Raw genomic sequence first — 21,303 nt, 5'->3', positions numbered from 1 at the left:
GATTGATTCCTGCATTTTTTGGAATCAATTCACTGGCTACACGTGCTACTCGGGAACTACCCTACCGGTGGGTAAAAAATTTTCTGAAAATTACTGCTCAGAGTCGCCAACAATCAAAATACTGTCGAAGTCGCTGATCACTTTAATCGGCAAGGTTCGCTCCAGACCACGCAAGGCCTGATCCAGCTGATCAACCCGGATTCCAGCGTACACCTGTATGTCCATAATGGCGCTGTCGCCGATCAATATTTTTTTCCCGGAATAGCGATTGAGTTCATTAACCACCGCGGATAACGGCTGCTCGTGAAACTCCAGAAAGCCTGTGGTCCAGCTGTGGTTGCTGGATAAATCATCGTGTTGGCTGGCCAGCAAATTTTGCTCGGCCATACTGTATGTTACTACCCAACCGGCCGTGATGCGTCGCTGGCCGGGATGGGCCATCGAAATTTCGCCACCTTCTGTGGCTTCAAGGGAAGCGGCGTTATCCGCAACTGCCTCTGTGCTGGGGTGAAGGGCAACTTCGCCTTCCACCAGTGACAATACAAACTGTTCAGGGTGGCGGCGAATGTTGAATTTTGTGCCCAGCACACTCACTGACTGAGGCCCTAACTCAACCCTGAATGGCCTGTTCGGGTCTTTAGCCACATCAAAGAAGGCTTCACCCCGGTGCATGATTACTTTGCGCACATCATCATTCAACGCCACCAGTACCTCTGTGCCCGTATTGAGCGTAATGGTGCTACCGTCGTCCAACTTCACGGCTTTCTGTTCACCAATACGAGTGGTGTAACGCTGTACGTCTTCTGTGACTCCCGGCTGTGGCAGCCACAGTGCCTGGAAGGTCACCGCGGCAGCCAGCAACAATACCGCAGCCGTAGCCAGTTTCCCCCACACCCGGCGAGGCTTTTGCAGCGGTTCGTCCAGCAGGCGGCGAATATCGGCATCTTCCGCCAGTGCCGACAAATCCTGCATGCTCTCGGCGCCGCTGATAAAGTCATCCGCATAGGCATGGCTGGCTTCCATAGCCTTGCCAATACGAGCAGCGGACGCCTCGGAGAAGTCATCGGCAAACAATTTTGCCAGATCGTCCGATACCTGTTTGTGTGTATTTGTGTTGCTTTTATCCATTGTGGGCCTCCTGCGAATGCGCGGCCTTCACCGCGTCCCTGACAAACTTCAATGCTTTTGACATGTACTTTTCTACTTGCTTGACCGACACCCCCAATTGTTCGGATATCAGTCGATAACTTTTTAATTCCACACGGCTCAACAAAAACACTTTCCGCCAGGCCGCTGGCATTTCCATAATGGCGTTTTTAACAATCTGCAGCTCCTGACGGTGAGAAACCACAGTTTCTGGCGACACTTGATGAGCGTGTTCCTCGTCAAACGCCTGCTTGCTTTGGGCGTAACTGTCGCGCACCTGCCGCTTTCTTTTTGCGTCGAGGATCAGGTTGTTGCCAATGGTGAACAAGTAAGCCCGGATGCTGCCCTTGTTGTGGATCATTTTGTCGCCCAGGTCTTCCAGCTTTGCCAGGCGAAAGAAAACGTCCTGCACCAAGTCATCCAGATCGTCTCTTGCGCCCAGGCGCGCCGCTAAAAACGAGCGCAGGGGCGCGCCATGCTCATCAAACAGTCGTTTGAGAACCTGCTCTTGCCTTCCCCGCCTGCGCTGGGAGATATCTACCACATTGTCAATTTTTTGCGCCATCGACACCATTTTAGCTGCCCTGATACTCGGGTGCTTCACTTACTACACTCGCGACAGCGCAAACACCCTACCGGTGCGTGGAAATTTTTTTATACCCCCGTCATTGCGAGGCCGCAGGCCGTGGCAATCTCCATCAAGTTGGCAGTGGATTGAAGGAGATTGCCACGGCCTGCGGCCTCGCAATGACGGGGGGCTTATTTACAGGTGATAAGAGAGCGACAGCTGAATATAGTCATCCCGCTCCACAAAGAAAGCACTTTCACCCGGCTCCGAACCGGTTAGAAAACGCGCTCGCAGTTCGGCGGTAATGTTCTGACCAATGCGGGTTTCCGCTTCGATGTTGTAAAACTGCTCACCGCTGTGGCGATCCACCGCCACGCCCGCCAGCACAGCGGTATCTTGAGTATCGTTCAACGACCAGCGCATTCCTGCAAATACATCGTCATCGGCCAAAGTCGCAGGAGCGGCAGCGTTGCGGCCGTCGTATTGGTATTCCAGCAATACACCAATGTCAGTGCTGGTTTCCGCCACTTGGTAAAAAGTGTATTCAAACCCGGCCACGGTGGCGAAAAAATTGTCGATGCGGCTTTTTTGGTAAATGCCTTCCACTTTCAGCAGCCAGGCTTCCCAGGTGTATTGCAGGTCGACTCCCAGCTGATCGATTTGATCGTAGTTCGGTAGCAACCACTCGCCACTGTTATCCGGCAGTAAACGCGCCTCCCGGTTGGTGCCGCGAAAATAAGAGGCGCCAACATCCCAATCGCCAAAATAGTGGGAATAGCGCAGGGCAATGTCCTGGTGCCACTGGCCAGCAGCAGACTCGTATTGAGCGCGATCGTTATCCACTGGTAACGGTGTACGCAAACGGCCATCGGCGCCGGGGAATGTGCGTTCGCGGAAATACGGCAACCAGTACAAACTGATGGCGCCCCAATCTTTCTGGGTGCTGGCAGACACCATGGGCTGGCCCAGTTTGTCTTCCTGATCGATATCTTCCACTAGATCGGTCTGGTTAATGATGTCCACCAAGTGGCGGGATTCGGCGACGCCCCAAAACACCTTATCGACTCCCGCCGTCACTTCCCATTCATCACCAATATGGCGCCAGTAAGCTTCGCGCAGATCGAAGTGTGTACGTTCGCTGTCTTCGGCGTCGTAACGCAGAAAAGGCACCAGGGCGAATTGGGTTTTGCGGTCGTCGCTTTTGTAGCGGAATTCCGGTTGCAGTTTTAGCGACAAACCAACGCCACTGTGCTGGTTGGGCAGTCGAGCATCCTGAATAAACCAACGGCTTTCCAGGCCGGCTTCAACAGAGGTGTTCCAGTTATCGGCCTGGGTTGGAATTGCCCACAAGGTTAAAACAGCAATAAATATTTTATTCAAAACAGTGTCTCGTAGCCCGGGTGAAGCGCAGCGGAACCCGGGGCAAAGTATGCGGAATTCTCCCGGGTTCCACTGCGCTGCACCCGGGCTACTGCATGGCACAACTAGCGCAAGCTGCTTAGCACACCTTTTTTAAAATCTTTATCCGCCAAGCCAGTTTTGAATTTGTAGTCAGAATACAGCAAGTCGGTGCTTTTACCGGTTTTGTGATTCACCATCACCATTTTATGGGTACGCCATACATTGCCGGGGTACTCTCGGTAATCTTCCAGGCTCAAGGTTTTCAGTTTATCGCCGCGGCGGTCGTAAAATTCCACTTGCCGCACCTGGTAGTCTTTCTGGTCTGTCCAGGCCACCTGTTTCTTGTAGCCGGATTTTTTGTAGGCTGGGTAACGCTCCACCACATCACAAGTCAGGCTGGCATCTTGCGGGCAGGGTTCCTCGCGCAAAAATTTGTAGGTAAATTTATTCAATTCCTGAGCCGTAAAATCTTCAAATGCAAACTCGCTGCCTACAAAAGGGCCAGACTTGTTGGCGGAAGAAATTCGTTTGGTGCGTTTCAGGGCTGGGAGGAATAACCACTGATTGTCAGGTTTAAGAATTTGCGCGTGAGACAACAGCGCGGTGCCCTCTACATCCACAGGAGTATGAAACAGAATCAGACTTTTATCACCCAAAGATTCGTCCGGCACTTCCAGAGTATTGGTCAACAGGGTACGGCGAATTTCAGTGCCAGCAGCGTTGCGCAGCACCATGGTCATTTCCACTTCGCTGCTTTCAAAACCGCGGTCGGAACGATCGGAGCGGGCGGCGATATCGAAGCCTTTTTGTTCGGGCGTTTGCGCTTGTACACCGATGGAGAAAAGTACGGCGGCCAAAATAATTAATTTTTTCATTTTGAAGTCCTATGTAAAAACAAGGTTATCCGTCATTGCGAGCGTAGCGACAAATCTGTGATTTGGGCAGCCCTTGGGCTGAGCGTAGCGGACAACCAATCCAGCGCCTTTTAAAGTCACTAGATCGCCGCGCTGTGCTCGCGATGACGACATACAACATTTTTAAGAAAGTGCTTGCTGCGCGGCCGGCTCGGCCGATTTTTTCTTATGCCCCAACATCAACAACGCTGGCAGCATCAGGAAGTCAAACACCAGTGCGGAAACTATGGTGATAGCGGTCAGCAGACCCATCTGGAAATTGATCAGGAAGCTGGAATACATCAGTACCCCAAAACCAATTACCAAAATAATGGTGGTCGCCAGTATCGCCACCCCCACGGTCTGGAAGGCGTAGCGAATAGCGTCAGGAATGGCCAGGCCTTTTTCTCGGCGGGCGCGCAGATATTTGGATAAAAAGTGCACTGTGTCGTCCACCACAATACCCATGGAGGTAGCGGTGATGGTGGCTGCCGCCATGCCCACTTTGCCCACCAGCAACGCCCAGATACCAAAGGTCATCATGATGGGTACGGTGTTGGGTATCAGGCTCAGCGCGCCCAAACGGAAGCTGCGCAGGGCGAACATCAAGATAATACCGATGGCAAAAATCGCCACGGTATTGCCCTTGAACATGCTTTCGATATTGCGCTGAGAAATATAGGAAAACATCACCGTGGCGCTGGTGGGTTTGGCCTGCATCTGTGGCGGCAGGTTGTCCGCCATCCAGGCCTTGCTGCGATCCAGAAAAGCGCGAATTTCGATGGTGGACATGTCCTTGAGGGCAGCGGTCACTCGAGTGGCGGATTTGTCCACGTTGATGCGGTCGTTCAAATCCAGCCCGTAGGGCAATGACATTTCGTACAGCAGCAGGTATTGGGCTGCCAACTGACGGTTGTCGGGGATGCGGTGCCAGCTGGGGTCATCGCCATGGAGGTTTTTGTTGAGGCGCTTGACGATATCCGTATAGCTGTACACGTGGTTCACTTCTGGCTGTGCCGCCAGCCAGTCGGCGAGGCGTTCCAGATTTTTCAGGTAATCCGGATCGCTGACGCCACCGGGCTCGCCAGACTCCACCGACAGTTCCACCACGTAGGGGCCGTTGAGGTGGGCGTTGGCAAAGTCGGCGTCGTTGCGAAACTCCACCCGCTCGTCAAAGTACTTCACAAATTCATCATTCAGCTGGATGGTGGGAATCATCGCCACCAGCAGTACCGTGGCTGGCCCCATCACCCACAAAATGGTTTTGTAGCGGTGGGTAACCCAGTCGGCCAGGCGAGTAATGCCCAGGTTGAGCTTGTTATTGCTGCCACCCAGGCGGCGCTTCACCGGCAACAGGCTGATCACGGCCGGCAACAACGTCAGGGACAGTAACCAGGCGGCGGTAATGCCCATGGCGGTGATATTGCCCAGGTGCCAAAACGGCGGCGTGTCTGAAAAGTTCAGCGATAGGAAGCCCACCACAGTGGTCAGGCTGGTGACCGTAACCGGCATCAGGTTGATGCGGATACTCTCTTTAAGCGCGGCGATTTTGTCGCGGCCCTCCCCCATGGCGGCAAACATACTCACCAGTATGTGCACACTGTCGGCGATGGCCAGGGTGAGAATAATGGTGGGAGCGGTAACGGATATGGGGGTCAGCTTAATACCAGCAAAGCCCGCCAGCCCCATGGCAATTACCGTGGAAAACAAAATCACCACCAGGGTAGCCAGCATGGCGCTGACGCTGCGCAACACCAATACCATGGCAACCAGCAGTATCAGGTACATCAGTGGCGTCAGGGTGCCCGCATCCCGCTGGCCAGTTTCGCCAAAAGCGTTGTTGAGCATGGTGACCCCGGACAGAGCGATCGTAAGGTCTGGGAACTCCGCGCGAAACTGGTCGGCGATATCCCGCGCCACCACAACCGCTTCCGGCACTTCTTTGATGTTCTCGCCAGAGAACTGCAAGGTGGCACTGATGCCTGCCGTGCCCGCATCCTCGGAAATCAGATTGTGCAGCAACAGTGGTTCCGCAAGGGCCACCTGCTGCTTGGCGGCCAGTTCCTCTGCGCTGAGCTCCAGGCCACCGCTGATCAGGTCTTCCACAATCAAGTCGTCGTCTTCCGACCAGGTATATTGGAAGTTGCTGAGGGAATCCACCCGTATGACATAGGGAATTTGCCAGGCCAGTTCGGTCAGGCGCTCCATGGCATCGGTCAGCTGCGGGGTAAACACCTTGCCGTCAGCGGGCTTGAGCACAAACACGATGTTGTCGTTTTTGGTGTAGGTATCCTGAAAGGACTCAAACGCCATCAACTCCGGGTTTTCATCGCTGAAGAAAATGCGATAGTTGGTGGAAAACTCCAGCTTGCCCAGGCCATTGCCAATGGCCACCACGCCAGCAATAGCGGCGGCAATCACCAGCCAACGGTAGCGGATCATGCTATTGGCGAGAGCCACGGCAAATCGGTCTATAAGAACGCTCATAACTATTTATCCTATAACACGTGTTGTCATTGCGAGGAGGCTTTCTTAATAAAGAAAGGCGACGCGGCAATCTCCTGATATCGGAGTATCTTGCTGGAGATCGCCGCGCTGCGCTCGCGATGACGGGGTAGTTAAATATTGCCTTTCCAGAACAATCATTCTGTTTTTGAGCAAAAAAATTTCAGTTGTTGATAGCCGCCAGAGCCACCTTCAAAAACGGCTTCATGCGCTGCTCCCCAAATCCAGAGCGCACCATCATCGCCATGGCCATCTGCACACCCAGCAGGTAACTGGCGTATTCATCCAGATCCATGTCTGCTGGCAGTTCACCGCGAACCTGACCATTGCCCAGTGCGTTGCGAAACACCAGTTGCAGCCCCTCGAACATGGCATCCACTTGCTCGCCGATGCCTTCGTCGGTGCTGGCCAGCTCCACCGCTGTATTGCACATAAAGCAGCCCATGCGCGCTTCGGTGGTTTTGGCGTGGTCAATCAGGCGTCCGTAGTAGGCGCGCAATTCCGCCAGTCCGGCATCCGGGTTGGCCAGATCCTGTATCAGATCGAGGGCAAATTTCTGGTGGAAGTGCTGCAGCGCTTTGATAAAAAACTCGCGCTTGTTGCCAAACTCACCGTAGATGCCATAGCGGCTGATGCCGGTGTATTTCACCAGGTCATCCATAGACGTGTCGGTATAGCCCTTCTCCCAAAACAGGAGAACGGCTTTTTCAATCACTTCGGCAGGGTCAAATTCGCGGGTTCTGGCCATAGGCGCGGACTATAACAGAATGCTTGTTCTGATATCAACCGATTTCTCTGTAACCCTCACAACCAAAAAGAGTAGACTGCCGAACCAACGCCCTACCCGACATACACAACGAGAAGGCCAGCCAATGCTCCGCATCATTACTGCTGTATCAGCACTACTGATTTCAACCGCACTCTATGCCGCCGGTGCTGGCTACACCCTCACCGACGCCCACAAACAACAGCGTACCGTCGACGCTTACGACACCGTATTTATTGAAGAAATGACCTGGGTGGAAGTGCGCGATGCCATTGCCGAAGGCAAAACCACCGCCATTATTGCCACCGGTGGCGTGGAACAAAACGGCCCCTTTCTTTCTACCGGCAAGCACAATGTGATTTTGCGGGAAACCACCAACCGCATCGCTCGCCAGCTTGGCAATGCTCTGGTTGCCCCAATCGTGCCCTTTGTTCCAGAAGGCAACCACAACCCGGTCAGTGGCCACATGCGCTACGCAGGCACCATAAGCCTGTCTTTGGACACCTACAAAAAATTGCTGGAAGAAATTGCCCTCAGCCTGAAAATTCACGGCTTTAAAAATATTGTGTTTATCGGCGACAGCGGCGGCAACCAAACCGGTATGGAAGAACTGGCGGCGGAGCTGAATAAAAAATGGAACCGCGACGGTGATCGTGTTCATTACATCGCTGAATACTACGACAACCCCCGCTGGAAGCAGTGGCTAGAAGCACGCAATGTGGTGGAGAAAAAAGACGGCATTCACCACGATTTCCGCCACACCGCCCTGATGATGCTGGTCGACCCTATGAGCGTGCGCATGCCACAGCGGGTGATGAAGGGGGAGTTTTCCGTGAACGGAGTTAACCTGCTGCCTCTGGATCGCACCCTTAAGCTGGCAGACGAGCTAACGGATTATCAGGTGGGCATTACCATGGAAGCGATTCGCAAGAGTATTGGAAAAAAATAGCGCTAAAAAAATTCTGTGCGGTGAAAAAAATCGAGCTACATAATAGCAGGCTCGACGTCGGATGTCTGAAGTCAGACGCGGCAGCCTTCGGCTGCGAAATCTACTTTGCAACTCCGTTGGGCGTAGCCCAACTGCGTCAGACATCCGACTTCTGACTTCGAGCCTGCACCAATCACTCCCCAGCAGGCTTGTCATACTCCTGCCAACGGTTATAGCGAATCATCTGCTGCAGTTCTTCGATATAAGCCTTACCACGGGCAGAGTACTCGCCCAAACCTTGAGCCAATTCTTCGCCAGACAATTGCCCCTGCTCAGAGCGTAATTCCCGCAGTTCGTCATACCCCGGATGGGAATTCAGCGTTCGCATATATTCACGTACCGAATCCGTCACCGAGTCAAAACTGGCCACCTCGTATGTCGCGCCCTCTGGCCGATGCAGCGGCACCACACCGCAGCCGGGCTTAAAACACCAAAGACCAAACAAATTATTGCCCTCTCGGGCAAAACGCGAGGTGCCCCAGGCACTTTCGTTAGCCCCTTGCGCCAACGCCAACGATGGTGGGATTTCATTGATTTTGTTTAGCATCTCACGCCAGAACCCGTCGCCTTCCAACTCTTCGGTGACGCGGTAGCGTTGCGCCATTTTCTGCAGCCAACGGCGCTGCTCAGACAACAGTGTTTTACGGCCTTTATGCAGACATTGAACGGCCTGCCGGTGATTGCGTAATTGCTGGTTATGCTCGTGAATGATCGGTAGCAGGTAATCCACAAAACCCTGCTTGCGCTCTCGCCCGGCGGGCAGCTTTATAAAATCTGGCGGCACTGAAACAACGGAATCATCAGCCTGCAAAGGCAGGTCGCAATCTGGCGGGCGGTCGCTGAGCAACAACGCCACGATCACAATCGGCAGTGGCAACAGCAGCGGCGCCAGTTGCTTTAACAACGAAGAACGATGGGTAGATGAAGAATTAATGGGCCAGCCTTTTTTATATTGTTTTTCTGCGATTTAGTAGCTTTACGCGGAAAAAATCAAGTAGCTCGCGAGGCCTTCAAATAACTGCACTTCTGCAGCAGCGCCTGTATTTCACTGATGCCATCAGAGTTTAGGTAATACTGACCATCAATGTCTTTGGAAATATAGGGCGACTGCTCGTGCCAAACTTCGTCGCAACGTTCCCGAATCGCATTGAGCTGGCGATCACGTATTGGGGTGGATAGAAAATCGTCCCACCAGTAGGCATCGATTTTCCCGGACAGCATACGCTGCAATACTGCTTCCACTTCCTCGATTGACTTGTCTACTCCGCCGCGAAATAACCGCACAAGCAAGGCAAACGGTGCTAACAAAGGTAGCAGCAAAAAAGACAGCGCGTTTTTAATGGCGTGATTGGCTTGCATGTTATTGAAAGCCTAGAAGGGGGTGCTGGCAATAGCAACTTTGCGCTCAAAAAAAATCGTGGTTACCGGTACACTGCAGCCACTGACGCACAAAGAGTTCACCATGACCGATCAATACGCCGTTTTTGGCAATCCCATTGGCCACAGCAAGTCACCGCTTATTCACAGCGCGTTTGCTGCGCAGACCGGGCAGGATATGGAATACCGTGCCCAGCTGGTGCCCGAAGATGAATTCCAGGCGTATGCCGAGCGTTTTTTCAACGGCGGCGGTTGTGGCCTTAATATCACCGTGCCATTTAAACAGCAGGCCTGTGAACTGGCTGACACACTCAGTGAACGCGCCTGCCGCGCCGCGGCAGTGAATACCCTGATGCGCCAGCCTGACGGCTCCCTGCTCGGCGACAACACCGACGGTGTGGGTATGGTGACAGATATGTTGAACAACCTTGGTTGGCAGCTTGCTGGCAAGCGCATTCTGGTTCTGGGAGCTGGCGGCGCCGTGCGCGGAGTATTGCAGCCATTACTGGCTTGCAGTCCATCCCGACTGGTTATTGCCAATCGCACAGTGCACAAAGCAGAACAACTGGCCGCCGATTTTGCTGAGCTGGGCAATACCCTGGGCTGCGGCTTTGAATCACTGGCGGGGGAAACATTTGATCTGGTCATTAACGGCACCAGTGCCAGCCTCTCCGGACAGCTGCCGCCATTACCGGAAAACCTGTTGGCCCCCGACAGTTGTTGTTACGACATGATGTACGCCAGCGAACCCACGGTGTTTATGACATGGGCCAGCGAACATGGCGCGGCTAAGGTCGCCGACGGTTTGGGGATGCTGGTGGAACAAGCGGCGGAAGCCTTCGCGCTGTGGAGAAACCTGCGCCCGAATACCGCTGGGGTTATCCGTCAGCTGCGGGGTCAATAAGCCGCACGACACTGGTTTCCCGCTGCTTTTCTTCTTCGCTACGGTTTACACGGGTGTCCAACTCACGGGGCGCAGCCTGCAGGCGCAGCTGCTCTTTAAAACCGCAACTGACGCACTCGCGGAAGTTTTCTTCCTCTTCTTTATAGGCAACGGTTTTATCCATTTCACCGCAGCGCGGACACACAGCGCCGGCAATAAATCGAGGCTTGGATTTTCCAGGTACGTTCGACATAAGGGAGGGAATTACTGAATTTCCGGCGATTATAACCCGCTGCTGTTACAGCGGGCGATACACCTGCCCGGAATAATCCGCCGGATTCACATTCTCAAAGCGCGTAACTTCGCGGCCTTTGGCGGTGAGTCGGGTTACCTCCACGGTAACCGGCGCCATACTTGCCAGCCCGAAGTGCAACGGCGTGTTGCTCTGGGAACAGTAGCCACTGCCGGTATCCACCATGCGGGTGGCGAGCAATTTGCCAGTGGCGCTGTCGTAGAGGCGTACTTCGCTACCAGGCCTGGCAAACCGGCCCTGCTGATCGCGCAACGATACCCGCAATGAACGCCGGGCCAGATCATCCGGGAGCTGGTTGCGATACAGCTGGTGGGTGCCGCGTTTGTGGTTGCTGGCCAGCGCCAGATCCAGGTCGCCGTCACCATCAAAATCGCCCCAGCGAGTGCCGTGGTCAGCGTCGCGGCGACGAATCAATGCGTTTTTATCGGGGGGCAGCACATCCTCAAATCCTTTACCGGTATTGCGGTACAGATAGTCCTGTTCGGCAAATACGCCACTGAGGTAGGCATTGACGTAGAGATCGATACGACCATCATTGTCGTAATCACCCCAATCCACCCCCACGCCGTGAAAATCGCCATCGAGCCCCTGGCTGGCAGCCACTTCCACAAACTGACCACCACCGTCGTTGCGGTACAGCAGGTTGTTGGCGTAGGTGGCCACAAACAGATCCAGATCACCGTCATTGTCGTAATCGGCCACACCAACACCGGTGCTGCCCACATTCAAGGGACGGCGCGGGCGATCCATGTCCAGGGAAGCGGCGATATCGGTAAAGCGGCCATTATCGTTGCGGTAAAAACCGTCGCGGTCGCCATTCTGGTTGGCCAGAAACACATCCAGATCGCCATCGCTGTCCATATCAAACCAGACCGCACCGACACTACGACGGGGGTCGCGCAGGCCCGAGCTGCGGCTAACATCCGTAAATTTGCCTGCATCGTTGCGAAACAAGTAATTATAACGATCGCGCATGCAGATATAGATATCCAGGTCGCCGTCGTTGTCGTAATCCACCCAGCTGCTTTGTCGAGTGGTTCCTGTTAGATCCAGGCCCACCTCGGCAGCCACGTCGGTAAACAATTTGCCGTCGCCGTTATTGCGGTACAGGCGGTTGCGGGTTTTCGTGTCCTTGCCATAACCCACATACAAATCCAGGTGGCCATCGCCGTTGTAGTCTCCCCAAGCCAGCACCCGTGCGTCGTCCACATTGCGGTGCCAACCCACCTGCCCGGCTACATCGGTAAATTCGCCATCGTTGTTCTTGTAAAGGCGATTGGGGCGGTTTTTAAACGTTACCGCCAAATCCAGATCGCCATCGTTGTCGTAATCCGCCCAGGACACAGACTGGGCGCCGGGGGCGGCAAACAGGGCCGCTTGAACCGGTTCGAAATGAGGTGTTGCCGATCCGGCATGCGCCAAGCCAATAGTGCTGCCTGCCAGCAAGCCCAACCTTGTAACAATGTGCCTACATGTCATCCGTCGTACCCCTTCTCGAATAATTTTCAACCCACCAACAGTCTGGGCACCAGCAAGTAAGCCAGCACACTGATCACCACAATGCCGGCCACATTGACCCAAACCCCCGCTCGGGCCATTTGCGGGATGCTGACCCGGTCTGTGGCAAACACAATGGCATTGGGCGCAGTGGCTACCGGCAGCATAAAGGCGCAGCTGGCCGCCAGTGCCATGGGAGCGGTCAGCAGCATGGGGTCGAGCCCGGCCACGGCGGCAATACTGCCCATCACCGGCAGTAGCGTGGCGGTGGTGGCGGTGTTGCTGGTGAGTTCAGTGAGAAAGATCACCAGCGTCACCAGAGCGAAAATCAAAATCAGCATATGGAAGGTGGTAAGCGCAGCCAAGGCATCACCCAACCACTGAGCCAGACCGCTGTCACTCACCATATTGGCCAAGCTGAGGCCACCGCCAAACAGCAGCAATATGCCCCAGGGAATCTGGGCAGCGGTATTCCAATCCAGTAGCCGAGTGCCTTTTTCATTGGCACAACCGGAGGGCACCATAAACATGGCGATGGCACCGCCAACGGCGATAATCACGTCACTCAAGCCACCCAGGCCAGGCAGTTTTTGCAGCAGCGGGCGAATCACCCAGGCCAGGGCAACACAGAGAAAGACAATCGCCGTGCGCTTTTCCGGCACGGTGATATTGCCCATCCCGTCAAGTTCGTCGCGCACCACATCGCCCACATTACTGTTGTGTTGAACTTCAAATTTAAACGCCAGCCGCGTCAGCAACCACCAGGCCAGGGGCACCAGCACCAATACCACCGGCACCCCCAATAGCATCCACTGCAGGAAGCCAATTTCCACGTTGTAGGTTTCCGACATATAAGCGGCAACCATGGCATTGGGGGGCGTACCCACCAAAGTGCCCAAGCCACCGATACTGGCGGAGTAGGCAATACCCAGAATCAGGCAAATGGTGAAGTTGTCTTCTTTCTTGTCACCGCCGATCAACACCGATGCCATGGACAAGGCAATGGGGATCATCATGATGGTGGTGGCAGTGTTGCTGATCCACATGGACAGAAATGCGCTGATGCCCATAAAGCCACCGATAATGGCGTAGGGGTGGTTGCCCACCTGGCGCAGTATCGTGAGTGCCAAGCGGCGGTGCAGATTCCAGCGCTGCAACGCGGTGGCGATAATAAAGCCGCCCATCAGCAGGTAGATCACCGGGTGGGCGTAGGGGGCGGTGGCGCCTTTCAAATTGATCAGCCCCAGCATGGGGAACAGGACAATGGGTAGCAGCGATGTCATGGGCACCGGGATGGCCTCGGTGGCCCACCAACTGGCCATTAACAAACCGACCCCCGCCGTTACCCAGGCAGCTTCGCTCATACCCTCCGGTGGCGATGTCAGCAGAGTCAGTAACAGAAAACCCAAACCGAGCATCAAACCAATTGTTCGCGCCATCTTTACACCTTCTTCTTATTTTGTTTTTCACTACAATAACGTAACAATAACGTCGATACCTGAAGTCACAGAGTAGCACTTCAATCCGTTTACTACCGCCCATGAGGAACAGCCATGACCGCCACCCGCCCCTATCTGAACCACCGTCCGCAGCTAGGTGACCGTGTGTATATCGACCCGGCCAGCACAGTAATTGGCGACGTGGTACTGGGCGACGACTGCTCGGTGTGGCCAGCAGCGGTGATTCGCGGCGATATGCACCGCATTCGCGTCGGCCAGCGCTGCAGCATTCAGGACGGTGCGGTACTGCACATTACCCACGCCAGCGACTACAACCCGGATGGCTGGCCACTCACATTGGGCGACGATGTTACCGTTGGCCACCAGGCTGTGCTGCACGGCTGCACCGTGGGTAGCCGGGTGCTGATCGGCGTTGGCGCGATTGTCATGGACGGCGCTTTGGTGCCAGACGAAACCATCGTCGGTGCCGGCTGTATGGTGCCGCCGGGTAAACAACTGGAAGGCGGCTACGTTTATGTGGGCAATCCTGTAAAACAGTTGCGGCCACTGACGGACGCAGAGCGCGCCTTCTTTACCTATACCGCGGGCAATTATGTGAAGCTGAAGGATGAGTATCTGACTCAGGTATAGTCGCTGGCAAAGAGTGACATAGACTCACACAATTTCTTTTCAGGGAGGAAAAATGAAACAATTCATTTTGCTGTTTTGCATCATGTGCTGTTCTGCCCAGGCGGCGAACAAACCGGCATCGAAAGAGCAGTGCCGCAAATGGCAACAACAACTGGATAAAGTGAACACCGAGCTGCGCGCCGGTTACAAAACCGAGCGCGGCAACAAATTGCGCAAACGCCGCCGCGAGCTGCAATCGAAACTGCACCGCCGCTGTCGCAAATAGAAACGAGGATATCTTTGATGAACATTCTGCAATCCACTATCGCTGCCCTGCTGCTGATCGCCAGCTGTTTCAGCAATGCCGACTGGCAGCTGAATAACGAGCTCTCCGACCTCAGCCTGGTGACCACCAAAGCCACCCATATCGCCGAAGTGCATCACTTCAAAAAGCTGTCTGGTGCCGCTGGCGAGCAAGGCGCTTCGGTGATCATCGACCTGGCCAGCATTCACACCAATATCGATATTCGCGACCAGCGCATGGGCGATATGCTGTTTGAAACCGCCAAATTTCCCAACGCCGCCTTTACTGCGGCAATTGACTTGAAAGCGGTGGAAGGCCTTGAGGTAGGTGAGCGTTTAAACCAAAACATCACTGGCACCCTGAGTTTGCATGGCGCCAGTCAAAATCTGGATTTGGGACAAGTGACCATTACCCGCCTTGCCGACAATCGTCTGCTGGTGGCTAACCAGCGCCCCGTGCTGGTGAACGCCGCTTCCTTTAATTTAGTGGCTGGGGTGGAAAAGCTGCGCCAAGCGGCAGGCCTGCCCAGCATCAGCAATGCGGTGCCGGTGAGTTTTCAATTGGTGTTTGAGAAAAAATAACCAAACTACGTCATCCCCGCGAAAGCGGGGATCCATCTACAAGCAGCACTCGGTTTACACGGATTCCCGCCTGCGCGCACTACTGTCCGGAATAAATTAAAGGCCTTACTGGAAAGCCTTGTTGCGTAAGCTCTATTGCCAAATGGATGGCAGAGAGACTTAAAAATTTCGTCATCGCGAGCGCAGCGCGGCGATCCAGTGGCTTTGCTTATAAATCAGCGTGTTAAAAGACACTGGATTGCTTCGCTGCGCTCGCAATGACGGCCTGGGTGTTTATTCCGGACAGTAGTGCGCCTGCGCGGGAATGACGGCGACTCTCTTTAATGCACCCTGCCATCCAACATCAGGTTGATTGACAAACTGTCCGTCAGGCAGGGCCAGCGAATCAACTCTCGGTCGATGTCCCGCTGGCGGCAACGGTCCACAAAGCTGGTCAGCTTGCTGCTGTCAGCCTGTCGCTGCTGCAACTGGTTAACCGCCACTTCTACCGCCCTGTCCAGCTGATTGGCGAAATCCTCGCCGATCAGGTGGTGCACAATCAGGTTGGAACGAGTCATATCCATAGGCACCAGTGGCGCACCGAGGTGGGTCATATAGCGATCATTCACCTCTTCAATCAGGCGATGGGCAAGGTAGGCTTCATCCATCAGTGCCACCAGACTGTTCTGCTCCTCCAGCCATTGTTCCATCACTCCGGGTGGCGACAGAAAAAACTCACAGGCGACCTGAATTACTGGCTCTATAGACGGCTCAATGCCGGCCTGCTTGGAAATGTCACTGACCGCTTCAACAAACTCTGGCACATGTTCGATATAGCGAATAACGAAGTTCAATAACGCCGGCACCGAGTTGTCCACCGGCAACTGAATAGAGCGGTGCAGCTCGCCGATGCGCCCCTGCAAGAACTGCGATAGCTGGTCGGTTTCCGCTTCATGTTCTCTGGCAGCCGCGATGGCCTGCCGCAATCGATCAACATTCATACAGTTAAGCTAGACAACTATTGGCGGGAAAACCAAGGCAATTGCCCGCTTAACGTGACCGGGCACTGTTGGCGAGGTCGTAATTATTTACTGGCGAAGGCGAGAGTTTTGTGCAGGTGCCGCCAGTGCGAGGCGCATTACCAACCCCTTTTCGACAACCACCCAAACGCCCAACTCATCAACACACTGCGGCAAGCCATAAACACACAAAACGCCAACCACAGGCCAGTATTGCCCCAGGGCAGTGTCAGCCACCAACACGCCAGAAAAGCCAGCAAGGCAATAAACATGGTATCGCGCATCTGCCGGGTACGGCCGGCACCCAGCAAAATACCGTCCAGCGTGTAGCAGAGCGTGGCCAGCAGTGGCACAGCCACCACCCAGCCGTAGTAGCGGGTTGCCAGTTCAGCAATCTGAGGCAAGTCGGTAAAGGTCGCTACGATGACATCGCGGAACAGCCAATAGGCCAGGCTAGCGCCGGTGGCGATAGCCACACCCCAGATACCGCAGGCCCGGCTGATGGCGTAAAAGCGTTTGATTTTGCCGCCACCAATGGCATGGCCAGACAGGGATTCCGCCGCATGAGCAAAACCGTCCAGGCCGTAAGACACCAGCAGCACCAGTTGAAGTAGTACTGCGTTGGCGGCGACAGTATCGTCGCCGAGACGCGCGCCCTGGGCGGTAAAAAAGGTAAACACAAACACAATACTGGCGGTGCGCAGGAACAGATCGCGATTCACCGCCAGCAATTGCCCATAACTTGCCAGCTTCAGCAACTGGCGCGGGGCTACATAACCGCCCAAGGATTTCAGTTCACGGCGCACCATCCACAGCGCCACTGCCAAGCCCAGATACTCCGCCAGCAGGGAAGCCCAGGCAGCCCCGGCGCTGTTCATCTCCAGGCCAATAATCAGCAAAAAGTCGAGCACAATATTGGCGGCATTGGTGGCCACCATAATCAGCAATGTCTGGCGCGCCCGCTGCAACCCCAGTAGCCAGCCCACCGCGGCGTAGCTGCACAGGGTTGCTGGTGCTGCCCAGATGCGAATCTGGCAATATTCCAGAGCCACTTCATAGATGCCCTCCCCCGGCCCCAGCAGCCACAAGATCAACTGCAACAACGGCTCTTGAAAAGCAATCAACAGCACCCCCAAGGCCAGTGCCAGTAACAGCGATTGCCACAACAATTCCCGGCACAGCTGGCGACCCTGCTGGCGATTGGCCTGCCCGAACGCCCGCGCCACCAACCCGGTTGTGCCCATACGTAAAAATGAAAGCAGCCACAGAACCAGAGTCAGGGCGCTGGCACCCACGGCAACGGCGCTGAGATAGCGGGCGCTGTCCAAGTGGCCGAGAATGGCGGTATCGACAATCCCCAATAACGGCCCACTGGCACCGGCGATAATCATCGGCCAGGCAATGGAAAGAACCTTGCGGTGAATGGGAGAGCGGATCATGGGTCAGCTACAGGTAAGGGGCGCGGATTATAGCCCACCCCTCGCAATGACAGGGATTAGCGCAAAAACTGGTTGACTTCCATACCCCCTTTTTTTGATACTCGACCACTGCTCATAAAGCGCCAAAGCAGCGCAACTGAGCAACCTATAAAAAGAAGTACATAAAAAGAACACAAAATAACAGTTCTTATTAACAGGAGAACGGGTAATGTTCGCACGAGCTAAACAGCTATCAGTGCTGTTGCTGGGCTCTGCGTGTCTTTGGGGGGTTCCCGCCCTTGCCGCTGACAGCGCAGGCCGATCGGCTGAAAATATGCCGATTGGCGTGACCCCAGTGAGCCAGACGGTTTACGACATCCATATGCTGATGTTCTGGATCTGCGTCGTCATCGGGGTACTCACCTTTGGCGCACTGATTTTCAGCCTGATCGCATACCGCAAATCCAAGGGCGCTGTCGCCGCCAACTTCCACGAAAGCACCAAAGTGGAAATTGCCTGGACCGTTATCCCGTTCATTATTCTTATCGGCATGGCATGGCCAGCCACCACCGCGCTGATTGAAGTTTACGACAGCGACGAGGCGGAGCTGGATATCAAGGTCACCGGTTCTCAGTGGAAATGGAGCTACGACTACATTGGTGAAGGCGTAAGTTTTATCAGCAACCTGTCCACACCCAAAGATCAAATCGCCAATCTAGCGGCTAAAGGCGAAAACTATTTACAGGAAGTGGACGAACCCCTGGTGGTACCGGTGGGCAAAAAGATTCGCTTTCTGGTCACCGCCTCTGACGTTATCCACTCCTGGTGGGTACCCGACCTGGCGGTTAAGCGCGATGCCATCCCCGGCTTTACCCACGAGAGCTGGGCTCTGATTGAGCAGCCGGGCACTTATCGCGGTTTCTGCGCCGAACTGTGCGGCAAAGACCACGCTTTTATGCCCATTGTGGTGGAGGCGGTGCCGGAGGCGGAATACAACGACTGGCTGGCTCAGAAGAAGAAAGAAGCCGCCGAGATTCGCGCCCTCACCAGCAAGGTGTTTACCCTGGATGAGCTGATGACCAAGGGCAAGGAGGTGTATACCAAGCACTGCTCCACCTGCCATATGGAAAACGGTGAGGGCGTTCAAGGTGCCTTCCCCGCGCTGAAAGGCAGCGCTATGGCCACTACTGCCGAAGGCCTGGCTGGCCACTTGGATATTGTAGTAAATGGCAATACCAGCAAGGGGATGCCTGCATGGGGTACAAGCCTACCCGACGTGGAGTTAGCTGCAGTGATTACTTACGAACGCAATGCATGGGGCAACGGCTCTGGTGATGACGAGCCGGACGAAGACGATATTGTCCAGCCCATCGATGTATACAACTTCAAGAAAGGCGAATAGGAGAAAAGATCATGGCACATGGTCCTGCTAAAGGTATTCGCCGCTGGCTGTATACCACCAACCACAAAGATATCGGTTCCCTCTACCTCTGGTTCAGTTTTGCCATGTTTATCCTCGGCGGCGCGTTCGCCATGATAATCCGTGCCGAGCTGTTCCAGCCGGGTATGCAATTGGTGGATCCGGAATTTTTTAACCAGATGACCACCATGCACGGCCTGGTGATGGTGTTCGGCGCCATCATGCCCGCCTTTGTGGGCCTGGCCAACTGGATGATCCCGATGATGATCGGCGCGCCGGATATGGCCCTGCCGCGGATGAACAACCTGTCGTTCTGGCTGTTGCCACCGGCGTTTTTGATGCTGGCCGCCACCCTGTTTACCGAGGGCGGTGCGCCACAGGCGGGCTGGACGTTCTACGCGCCTCTGTCCACCACCTACGCCAACCCCCTGACTGCGACTATCTTTATTTTCGCGGTGCACACCATGGGGGCGTCGTCGATCATGGGTTCCATTAACATCATCGCCACCATCCTCAATATGCGCGCACCGGGCATGAGCTACATGAAAATGCCCCTGTTCGTATGGACCTGGCTGATCACCGCCTTCTTGTTAGTGGCGGTTATGCCGGTACTGGCGGGCGCAGTGACCATGATGCTGATGGACATTCATGGCGGCACCAGCTTCTTTGATGCGGCCGGCGGCGGTGATCCGGTACTGTTCCAGCACGTGTTCTGGTTCTTCGGTCACCCAGAGGTGTACATCATTATTTTGCCGGCATTCGGCGTGATTTCGCAGATTATCCCCACCTTTTCGCGCAAGCCGCTGTTTGGTTACTCCTCCATGGTGTACGCCACCGCGTCCATCGCACTACTGTCGTTTATCGTCTGGGCTCACCACATGTTTACCGTGGGTATGCCGCTGGCGGGTGAGCTGTTCTTTATGTACGCCACCATGCTGATTGCGGTGCCCACCGGGGTGAAGGTGTTTAACTGGATCGCCACCATGTTCAAGGGCTCCATCAGCTTTGAAACGCCGATGCTGTTCTCCCTGGCGTTTTTGGTGTTGTTCACCATCGGCGGCTTTACCGGCGTGATGCTGTCCATCGCCCCGGCGGACTTCCAGTACCACGACAGCTACTTTGTGGTGGCCCACTTCCACTACGTGATGGTGGCCGGCGCGGTGTTCAGTATGTCGGCAGCGGTGTACTACTGGCTGCCCAAGTGGACCGGGCGCATGTACAGCGAACCGCTGGCTCAGGTGCACTTCTGGACCTCGTTTGTCGGCTTTAACCTGACCTTCTTCCCGCAACACTTTGTGGGCCTGGCGGGTATGCCGCGACGCTACTCGGACTATGCCCTGCAGTTTGCCGACTACAACATGGTTTCCAGTTGTGGTGCCTTCCTGTACGGCGTATCCCAGATCCTGTTCCTGGTGATCGTGATCCTGACCGTCAAGGGCGGCAAGAAAACGACCAAGGAAAAAACCTGGGAAGGGGCCGAAGGCCTGGAGTGGACAGTGCCCTCACCGGCGCCTTACCACACCTTCTCTACGCCTCCCACGGTGAAGTAAGCGACTATGTCTGAATCCACCGCCACGACTAACAACGCCCGCAGCAACGCCAACCGGCGGATTGTATTGGGCTCCGTTGGCGTGGCGGTTGGCATGCTGATCTTCTGCTTTTTTGTGTTGCCGCCGTTGTATGACGCCCTGTGCGACCTCACCGGACTCAACGCAAAGATTGAAGAATCATCCTACGAAGCGGTACCAGCCGCGGTAGATACCAGCCGCACAGTCAAAGTGCAGTTTCTGGCCACCAACAACGAGAGCATGCCCTGGCAATTCGGCCCAGCCCTTGAACAGGTTCGGGTTCACCCTGGGGAGCAAACCACCATCGAGTTCGTTGCCAACAACACCACTGGGAACGACATGGTGGCACAGGCGGTACCCAGCGTAGTGCCCTTCAAGGCGGTGGATTACTTCCACAAAATGGAATGTTTCTGCTTCGAGCGCCAACCGCTCAAAGCGGGGGAGTCCGCCAAGCTGCCGATGGTATTTACCATCGACCCGGAGCTCCCCAAACAGATTCACACCATCACCCTCTCCTATACTCTGTTTGATGTTACCGAAATGGATGCCAAAGCATCTGGCGGTAGCTTCCAATGGGGCAAGGGGTGATTGAGAAAATCGCGGAGAAA

General features: G+C 55.0%; 21 protein-coding genes. 8 read left to right on the top strand and 13 right to left on the bottom strand.

From position 1 onward, the window contains the following. Positions 1 to 90: 90 nt before the first annotated feature. From QSV34_RS05665 to QSV34_RS05640, 6 genes are all read right to left on the bottom strand, one after another. Positions 91 to 1,128: a FecR family protein gene (locus QSV34_RS05665; protein WP_289152733.1), complete on the bottom strand. Its 1,038-nt coding sequence runs from the start codon at positions 1,126 to 1,128 to the stop codon at positions 91 to 93. Continuing rightward, positions 1,121 to 1,711, bottom strand: coding sequence for an RNA polymerase sigma factor (locus tag QSV34_RS05660; RefSeq protein WP_289152731.1), 591 nt, complete (start codon positions 1,709 to 1,711; stop codon positions 1,121 to 1,123). Before QSV34_RS05660 ends, QSV34_RS05665 begins: the two co-directional genes overlap by 8 nt. Positions 1,712 to 1,909: 198 nt before the next feature. Next, positions 1,910 to 3,094: a hypothetical protein gene (locus tag QSV34_RS05655; RefSeq protein WP_289152730.1), complete on the bottom strand. Its 1,185-nt coding sequence runs from the start codon at positions 3,092 to 3,094 to the stop codon at positions 1,910 to 1,912. Positions 3,095 to 3,198: 104 nt separating this feature from the next. Further along, positions 3,199 to 3,990: an outer membrane lipoprotein-sorting protein gene (locus tag QSV34_RS05650; RefSeq protein WP_289152728.1), complete on the bottom strand. Its 792-nt coding sequence runs from the start codon at positions 3,988 to 3,990 to the stop codon at positions 3,199 to 3,201. A 162-nt stretch (positions 3,991 to 4,152) separates the two neighbouring features. Further along, positions 4,153 to 6,495 (bottom strand): efflux RND transporter permease subunit, encoded by a 2,343-nt coding sequence (locus tag QSV34_RS05645; protein WP_289152727.1) that lies wholly within the window; start codon positions 6,493 to 6,495, stop codon positions 4,153 to 4,155. Positions 6,496 to 6,676: 181 nt separating this feature from the next. After that, the gene (locus QSV34_RS05640) at positions 6,677 to 7,261 is read right to left on the bottom strand and encodes a TetR/AcrR family transcriptional regulator (protein ID WP_289152725.1); all 585 of its coding nucleotides are present in this window, start codon (positions 7,259 to 7,261) and stop codon (positions 6,677 to 6,679) included. A 124-nt stretch (positions 7,262 to 7,385) separates the two neighbouring features. On the opposite strand from QSV34_RS05640, the gene QSV34_RS05635 reads away from it, so the two are divergent. Beyond that, entirely contained in the window at positions 7,386 to 8,228 is an 843-nt protein-coding gene (locus QSV34_RS05635) for a creatininase family protein (protein ID WP_289152723.1), read from the top strand. 172 nt (positions 8,229 to 8,400) lie between these two features. Here the strand turns inward: QSV34_RS05635 and QSV34_RS05630 are convergent, their stop codons facing one another. Together QSV34_RS05630 and QSV34_RS05625 are read right to left on the bottom strand one after the other, a co-directional pair. Continuing rightward, the gene (locus QSV34_RS05630; RefSeq protein WP_289152721.1) at positions 8,401 to 9,171 is read right to left on the bottom strand and encodes a glucosaminidase domain-containing protein; all 771 of its coding nucleotides are present in this window, start codon (positions 9,169 to 9,171) and stop codon (positions 8,401 to 8,403) included. 86 nt (positions 9,172 to 9,257) lie between these two features. After that, complete coding sequence (locus tag QSV34_RS05625; RefSeq protein WP_289152720.1) at positions 9,258 to 9,626, bottom strand: hypothetical protein; 369 nt, start codon at positions 9,624 to 9,626, stop codon at positions 9,258 to 9,260. A gap of 103 nt (positions 9,627 to 9,729) precedes the next feature. Between QSV34_RS05625 and aroE the strand changes: the two genes are divergently transcribed. Further along, on the top strand, positions 9,730 to 10,548 hold the full coding sequence (gene aroE, locus QSV34_RS05620) for a shikimate dehydrogenase (protein ID WP_289152719.1): 819 nt from the start codon (positions 9,730 to 9,732) through the stop codon (positions 10,546 to 10,548). Here aroE and QSV34_RS05615 read toward each other — a convergent pair. Genes QSV34_RS05615 through QSV34_RS05605 form a run of 3 tightly spaced genes read right to left on the bottom strand, consistent with a single transcriptional unit; the run spans position 10,523 to position 13,776 of the window. Further along, positions 10,523 to 10,780 (bottom strand): YheV family putative zinc ribbon protein, encoded by a 258-nt coding sequence (locus QSV34_RS05615; RefSeq protein WP_289152718.1) that lies wholly within the window; start codon positions 10,778 to 10,780, stop codon positions 10,523 to 10,525. The genes aroE and QSV34_RS05615 overlap by 26 nt on opposite strands. A 45-nt stretch (positions 10,781 to 10,825) precedes the next feature. Continuing rightward, positions 10,826 to 12,319, bottom strand: coding sequence for a CRTAC1 family protein (locus QSV34_RS05610; protein WP_289152717.1), 1,494 nt, complete (start codon positions 12,317 to 12,319; stop codon positions 10,826 to 10,828). A 26-nt stretch (positions 12,320 to 12,345) separates the two neighbouring features. Beyond that, on the bottom strand, positions 12,346 to 13,776 hold the full coding sequence (locus tag QSV34_RS05605) for an SLC13 family permease (protein WP_289152716.1): 1,431 nt from the start codon (positions 13,774 to 13,776) through the stop codon (positions 12,346 to 12,348). Between the two features lie 114 nt (positions 13,777 to 13,890). On the opposite strand from QSV34_RS05605, the gene QSV34_RS05600 reads away from it, so the two are divergent. From QSV34_RS05600 to QSV34_RS05590, 3 genes are read left to right on the top strand one after another with little or no spacing between them, the layout of a single operon-like run. Continuing rightward, the gene (locus tag QSV34_RS05600) at positions 13,891 to 14,427 is read left to right on the top strand and encodes a gamma carbonic anhydrase family protein (protein ID WP_289152714.1); all 537 of its coding nucleotides are present in this window, start codon (positions 13,891 to 13,893) and stop codon (positions 14,425 to 14,427) included. A 52-nt stretch (positions 14,428 to 14,479) separates the two neighbouring features. Next, positions 14,480 to 14,692, top strand: coding sequence for a hypothetical protein (locus QSV34_RS05595; RefSeq protein ID WP_289152712.1), 213 nt, complete (start codon positions 14,480 to 14,482; stop codon positions 14,690 to 14,692). 17 nt (positions 14,693 to 14,709) lie between these two features. Then, entirely contained in the window at positions 14,710 to 15,291 is a 582-nt protein-coding gene (locus QSV34_RS05590) for a YceI family protein (RefSeq protein ID WP_289152710.1), read from the top strand. A 320-nt stretch (positions 15,292 to 15,611) separates the two neighbouring features. On the opposite strand, the gene QSV34_RS05585 is transcribed toward QSV34_RS05590, so the two are convergent. Together QSV34_RS05585 and QSV34_RS05580 are read right to left on the bottom strand one after the other, a co-directional pair. Further along, on the bottom strand, positions 15,612 to 16,271 hold the full coding sequence (locus QSV34_RS05585) for a hypothetical protein (protein ID WP_289152709.1): 660 nt from the start codon (positions 16,269 to 16,271) through the stop codon (positions 15,612 to 15,614). 137 nt (positions 16,272 to 16,408) lie between these two features. Next, the gene (locus QSV34_RS05580) at positions 16,409 to 17,728 is read right to left on the bottom strand and encodes an MATE family efflux transporter (protein ID WP_289152708.1); all 1,320 of its coding nucleotides are present in this window, start codon (positions 17,726 to 17,728) and stop codon (positions 16,409 to 16,411) included. A gap of 208 nt (positions 17,729 to 17,936) precedes the next feature. Here QSV34_RS05580 and coxB point away from each other — a divergent pair, with 208 nt between their 5' ends. From coxB to QSV34_RS05565, 3 genes are read left to right on the top strand one after another with little or no spacing between them, the layout of a single operon-like run. Continuing rightward, positions 17,937 to 19,109 carry a cytochrome c oxidase subunit II gene (gene coxB, locus QSV34_RS05575; protein WP_289152707.1) on the top strand — a complete coding sequence of 391 codons (1,173 nt, stop codon included), beginning with the start codon at positions 17,937 to 17,939 and terminating at the stop codon, positions 19,107 to 19,109. 11 nt (positions 19,110 to 19,120) lie between these two features. Beyond that, the gene (gene ctaD / locus QSV34_RS05570; RefSeq protein ID WP_289152706.1) at positions 19,121 to 20,677 is read left to right on the top strand and encodes a cytochrome c oxidase subunit I; all 1,557 of its coding nucleotides are present in this window, start codon (positions 19,121 to 19,123) and stop codon (positions 20,675 to 20,677) included. 6 nt (positions 20,678 to 20,683) lie between these two features. Continuing rightward, positions 20,684 to 21,283, top strand: coding sequence for a cytochrome c oxidase assembly protein (locus tag QSV34_RS05565; RefSeq protein WP_289152705.1), 600 nt, complete (start codon positions 20,684 to 20,686; stop codon positions 21,281 to 21,283). Positions 21,284 to 21,303 lie beyond the last annotated feature (20 nt).

Origin of the sequence: Porticoccus sp. W117, from assembly GCF_030341905.1 — a bacterium.
In the GTDB taxonomy this organism is placed as follows: domain Bacteria; phylum Pseudomonadota; class Gammaproteobacteria; order Pseudomonadales; family Porticoccaceae; genus SCSIO-12696.
This window is presented reverse-complemented; position numbering and strand designations above follow the sequence as displayed.